Below are 5,690 nucleotides of genomic sequence, written 5' to 3'. Positions count from 1 at the left end.
AAGGCGTAGGTCGGCAGGTCGACCGGTCGCGGGTCGTGCGCGGCGAACACCGCGTCCCAATCCGGGCTGATACCGCGCACGTGCAGCTCGGCCACCGAGGTCAAGAACCGTTCCAGACCACCTTCGCCGCGCCGCAACGTGCCCACGGCCACCGACGGCCCGCTCCCGGCCTCTTCCAGGGTCTCCTGCACGGCCATCGTCAGCACCGGATGCGAACTCACCTCGACGAACGCCGCATACCCGGCCTCGCCGAGCGCGCGGACCGCCGGCTCGAACCGCACGGTCTCCCGCAGATTCGCGAACCAGTACCCGGCGTCCAACCCAGCCGTGTCGAGCCAGTCCCCGGTCACCGTCGAGAAGAACGGCACACTCCCCGGCTGCGGCCGGATCGGCGCCAGATCGGCCAGCAACCGGCCCTTCAGCTCCTCCACCTGCCCCGAATGCGACGCATAATCCACCGCAATCCGCTTCACCCGCACGCCGCCGGCCTCACACGAGGCCACCAGCTCGTCCAGCGCGCCGGGCTCGCCCGACACCACCACCGACGACGGACCATTCACCACCGCAACCGAAATCCGCGAACCCCAAGAAGCAATCCGCTCCCGAACCACCGGCTCGGGCAGCGCGACCGACACCATGCCGCCCTTGCCCGACAACACTTCACCGATCGCCCTGCTGCGCAGCGCGACGACCCGGGCGGCGTCGGCGAGCGAAAGCGCCCCCGACACACACGCCGCAGCAATCTCACCCTGCGAATGGCCCACGACGGCATCCGGCTCGATCCCGTGCGCCCGCCAGAGAGCCGCCAGCGAAACCATCATGGCGAACGACGCAGGCTGCACCACATCGACGCGCTCCAACATCTCCGCATCGGCCAGCACATCGAGAAGCGACCAATCGACGAACTCGGCGAGCGCGTCAGCACACTCCGCCATCCGCGCCGCGAACACCTCGGAGCTGCCCAGCAGCTCCGAGGCCATCCCGACCCACTGCGCACCCTGACCCGGGAACACGAACACCGTCCGGCCGGTCACATCGGCCACACCACGAACCGGATTCCCCAGCCCCGAAACCAGATCGCTCAGCTCCGAACCCACGACCGCGGCCCGGTGCTCGAACATCGACCGGCCCGTCGCCAGCGAAAACCCGACATCCACCGGCCGCATCGAAGAGTCCGAAACCCGCGACACCAACCGCGCCGCCTGCTCCTCCAACGACTCCGCCGACCGCGCCGACAACACCCACGGCACCACCGCGCCCACCGCGTCCCCGGCAGGCGGCTCCGCACCAGCCGGAGCCTCTTCCACGATCACGTGCGCGTTCGTCCCGCTGACCCCGAACGACGACACCCCGGCCCGGCGCGGCCGGTCGTTCTCCGGCCACGGAACCGGCTCGGTCAGCAGCTCGACCTCGCCCGCACTCCAGTCCACATGCGACGACGGCGCACCGACGTGCAACGTCCGCGGCAACACCTGATGCCGCAACGCCTGCACCATCTTGATGATCCCGGCCACCCCGGCGGCAGCCTGGGTGTGCCCGATGTTCGACTTGATCGACCCGAGCCACAGCGGCGCGGTCCGGTCCTGACCATACGTCGCCAGCAGCGCCTGCGCCTCGATCGGATCACCCAGCGTCGTCCCGGTCCCGTGCGCCTCGACCACGTCCACATCGGACGGACCAACGCCCGCATCGGCCAGTGCCGCCCGGATCACCCGCTGCTGCGACGGACCGTTCGGCGCCGTCAGGCCGCTGCTCGCGCCGTCCTGGTTGAGCGCGGTGCCCCGCACGACGGCCAGCACCGGGTGGCCGTGGGCGCGGGCGTCCGAAAGCCGCTCCACCAGCAACATGCCGACACCCTCGCCCCAGCCGGTGCCGTCCGCGTCGTCCGAAAAGGACTTGCAGCGGCCGTCGGAGGCCAGCCCTCGCTGCCTGCTGAACTCGATGAACGTGCCCGGCGTCGGCATCATCGTGACCCCGCCGACCAGCGACAGCTCGCATTCGCCCTTGCGCAGCGCCTGCACGGCCCAGTGCAGCGCCACCAGCGACGACGAGCACGCCGTGTCGACCGTGACGGCCGGCCCCTCGAGCCCCAGCGTGTAGGCGACCCGGCCCGAGGCGATGCTCGCGGCACTGCCGTTCCCGAGGTAGCCCTCGAGCCCTTCCGGCGTGGTCCGCAGCCGGGCGCCGTAGTCGTGGTACATGACGCCGGCGAACACCCCGGTCCGGCTGCCCGCGAGCGAGCGCGGGTCGATCCCGGCCCGCTCGATCGCCTCCCAGGCCGTCTCCAGCAGCAGCCGTTGCTGCGGGTCGGTCGCCAGGGCCTCCCGCGGGCTCATCCCGAAGAACTCGGCGTCGAAGTCCGCGACCTCGCGGAGGAAGCCGCCCTCGCGCGTGTAGGACGTGCCGGGGTGGTCCGGGTCCGGGTGGAAGAGGGCGCCGAGGTCCCAGCCGCGGTCTTCGGGGAAACCGCCGATCGCGTCGGCGCCGTCGGCGACGAGCCGCCACAGGTCCTCCGGCGAGCGGACCTCGCCGGGGTAGCGGCAGCTCATCCCCACGATGGCGATGGGCTCGTGCGCCCGCTCCTCGTGCTCCCGCAGCCGCGCGCGAGTGCGCGCCAGGTCCGAGGTCACCTTTTTCAGGTAGTCACGAAGCTTCTGCTCGCTCACTGGTCGGATTCACCCTTCCTTGCGGGAGCCGGCACAGCTCGCCCGTCCCATGCTCAAGAGATCCCGAGCTCGTTGTCGATGAACTCGAAGATCTCGTCGTCCGAGGCAGTGTCGATCTTTTCGGTGACCTGCATGTCCGCGTCCTCGCCGGCGGCCTCGCCCAGCTTGGACAGCAGGTCCTGCAGCCGGCGCGCCACGGCGGCGCGCGCGGTCTCGTCGGCGGCGACCGCCGGCAGCAGCGACTCGACCCGGCCCAGTTCTTCGGCCAGCGACGGAACCGCCGCGGTGTCCCGCTCGCCGCCGAGCTCGTCGCCGAGGTGCTTCGCGAGCGGCTTCGGCGACGGGTAGTCGAACAGCAGCGTCGCGGGCAGCCGCAGTCCCGTCAGCGCGCCCAGCCGGTTGCGCAGTTCGACGGCGGTGAGCGAGTCGAAGCCCAGCGCGAGGAACCCGCGACCGGCCTCGATCGCCTTGGCGTCCGCGTGGCCCAGCACCGCGGCCGCTTCCGCGCAGACCAGTTCGAGCAGCCGCTGTTCCCGCTCGGCTCCGGGCAGCCCGGCGAGCTCGTGCCGGACCGGCACCGGTTCGGTGCGCGCCGGTCGCGCGGCGCCGCGCACCAGGCCGCGCAGCAGCGCCGGCACCGGCTCGCCGCGCCGCCCGGCGAGGTCGAGCCTCGCCGGCACGAGGGTCGGGTACTCGGTACGCACGGCGAGGTCGAACAGTGCCAGGCCGTCCTCTGTGGACATCGGGACGAGCCCGCCGCGCGCCATCCTCGACCGGTCGGTGCCGGCGAGCTTCCCGGTCATCTCGCTGCGCTCGTCCCACAGGCCCCACGCCAGCGACACGGCGGGCAGCCCGAGCGTCCGGCGGTGGGCGGCGAGCGCGTCGAGGAACGCGTTGCCCGCGGCGTAGTTCGCCTGGCCGGCGCTGCCCGAGGTGCCGGCGATCGAGGAGAACAGCACGAACGCGACCCGCTCGTCGGCCCCGGCCAGCTCGTGCAGGTTCAGCGCCGCGTCGACCTTCGACCGCAACACCGTGTCGAAGCGTTGCGGCGTCAGCGAAGTCACCACGCCGTCGTCGAGGGTGCCCGCGGCGTGGACGACGGCGCCGAGCGGGTGCTCCGGTGGCACCTCGGCCAGCAACGTCGCCAGCGCCGCCCGATCGGCGACGTCGCACGCGGCGAGCCGGACCTCGGCGCCGAGCCCGGCCAGTTCGGCGACCAGCTGCTCGGCGCCCGGTGCGCCGGTGCCGCGCCGGCTGACCAGCAGCAGGTGCCGCACTCCGCGTCCGGTGACGAGGTGCCGGGCCACGGACCGGCCGATCGTGCCGGTCGCCCCGGTCACGAGCACGGTCGTGTGCTCGTCCCAGCCGGCCGGCGGTTCCGCCGGCGGCTCGACGCGGCCGAGGCGCGCGGCGCGGACCTCGCCGCCGCGGATCGCGAGCTGGGGTTCGTCCGCGGCCACCGCACGCGCCAGGGCGGCCGCGGACGCGTCCGTCCCGTCGAGGTCGACGAGCTGGAACCGGCCGGGGTGTTCCGCCTGCGCGGAGCGGACGAGCCCCCAGATCGGCGCGGTCGCCAGGTCGCCGAGCGGTTCGCCGGAGCCGGCCTGGACCGCGCCCGTGGTGGCGAACACCAGCTTGGTGCCCGCGCAGGCGTCCTCGGCGAGCCAGTGCTGGATCAGTTCCAGCGCCCACGTCGTCGCCGCGCGGACGTTCGCGGCGAGGTCACCGGCGGGCAGGCTCGGCACGGGGACCACCACGACGGCGGGTGCCGGGTCGGCGGAACGCAGGTCGTCGAGTCCGGAGTAGACGGTCGCGTCGAACGGCACCGGCGGCCACGCCCCGGCCACGGCGAGCACCGCCGGCTCCGCGGCCGTGCCCGGCAGTTCGACCGGGGTCCAGCCGAGCCGGAAGAGCGCGTCGTGGTGGACCGGCCGCGCCTCGCGCAGCTGCGCGGCCGAAACCTCGCGCAGCACCAGCGATCCCGCGGTCAGCACGGGGCGGCCCGCGGTGTCGGTCACCGCGAGCGAGATGCCGCCGGGGTCGCCGCCGCCGAGCCTGATCCGCACCGGCGAGGCGCACGCCGCGTGCAAGGTCACGTCGGTCCACGAGAACGGCAGCCCGGCCGCGGACCGTTCGCCGGGCTTCTCCCGCAGGGCCGCCGACTGCACGGCGGCGTCGAGCAACGCGGGGTGGACGCCGAAGCGGGTGGCCTCGGCCTGCTGGTCGGCGGGCAGCGCGAGGTCGGCGAAGACGTCGTCGCCGAGCCGCCAGGCCGCCGTGACACCCCGGAAGGCCGGGCCGTAGTCGAATCCTCGTTCGGCGTAGGCGTCGTAGAACCCGGTGAGGTCGACCGGCTCGGCGCCGGCGGGCGGCCATGCGGCGAGCCCGGGCTCCGGCGGGCGCGCGGCCGTGCCGAGCCGGCCGCCGGCGTGCAGCGTCCACGGCGCCTCGTCGTCCGGTCGCGAGTGGACGGTGATCGGCCGGCCGCCGTCGTCGCCGGCTCCGCCGACGCTCACCTGCAGCCGGACGTCACCGCGGTCCGGCAGCACGAGCGGTGCCGCCAGGGTCAGCTCCTCGACGGTCGCGCAGCCGACCTCATCGCCCGCTCGCACGGCGAGTTCGAGGAACGCCGTGCCGGGGAACAGCACGGAGCCGAGCACGACGTGCTCGGCCAGCCACGGCTGTTCGGTCAGGGACAGCCGTCCGCTGAAGACCACGCCGCCGGTGTCGGCGAGCCAGGTCGCGGCGCCGAGCAGCGGGTGGTCGGTCGTCACGAGCCCGTGGGCGCGGAGATCGCCCTTCGCGGTGGTTCTTGCCCAGTAGCGCTCGCGCTGGAAGGCGTAGGTGGGCAGGTCGACCCGGCCCGCACCGGGGAAGAACACCGACCAGTCGACGTCCTGCCCGGCGACGTACAGCGACGCCACGGCCGTCAGGAGAGTCTCTTCCTCGGCCCGGTCCTTGCGCAGCGCGGAAACCAGCGTGCCCGCCACGGATTCCGCCGCCATCGCGGTCAGCACACCGTCC

Annotated in this window: 1 protein-coding gene and 1 pseudogene; both read right to left on the bottom strand. The window is 73.6% G+C overall.

Features of this window, described 5'->3' with window-relative positions; translation table 11 throughout:
* Nucleotides 1-2,666, bottom strand: a pseudogene (locus C2L58_RS24460) (type I polyketide synthase); the annotation flags it as partial.
* A 53-nt stretch (nt 2,667-2,719) separates the two neighbouring features.
* Nucleotides 2,720-5,690, bottom strand: a 2,971-nt coding sequence (locus tag C2L58_RS24455) for a type I polyketide synthase (RefSeq protein WP_146073665.1), incomplete at its 5' end; no start/stop codon positions are given.

Origin of the sequence: Amycolatopsis sp. CA-126428 (genome assembly GCF_002904335.1) — a bacterium.
In the GTDB taxonomy this organism is placed as follows: Bacteria; Actinomycetota; Actinomycetes; order Mycobacteriales; family Pseudonocardiaceae; genus Amycolatopsis.
The sequence above is the reverse complement of the archived record's forward strand: the minus strand, read 5'-3'. Positions and strand labels throughout refer to the sequence as shown.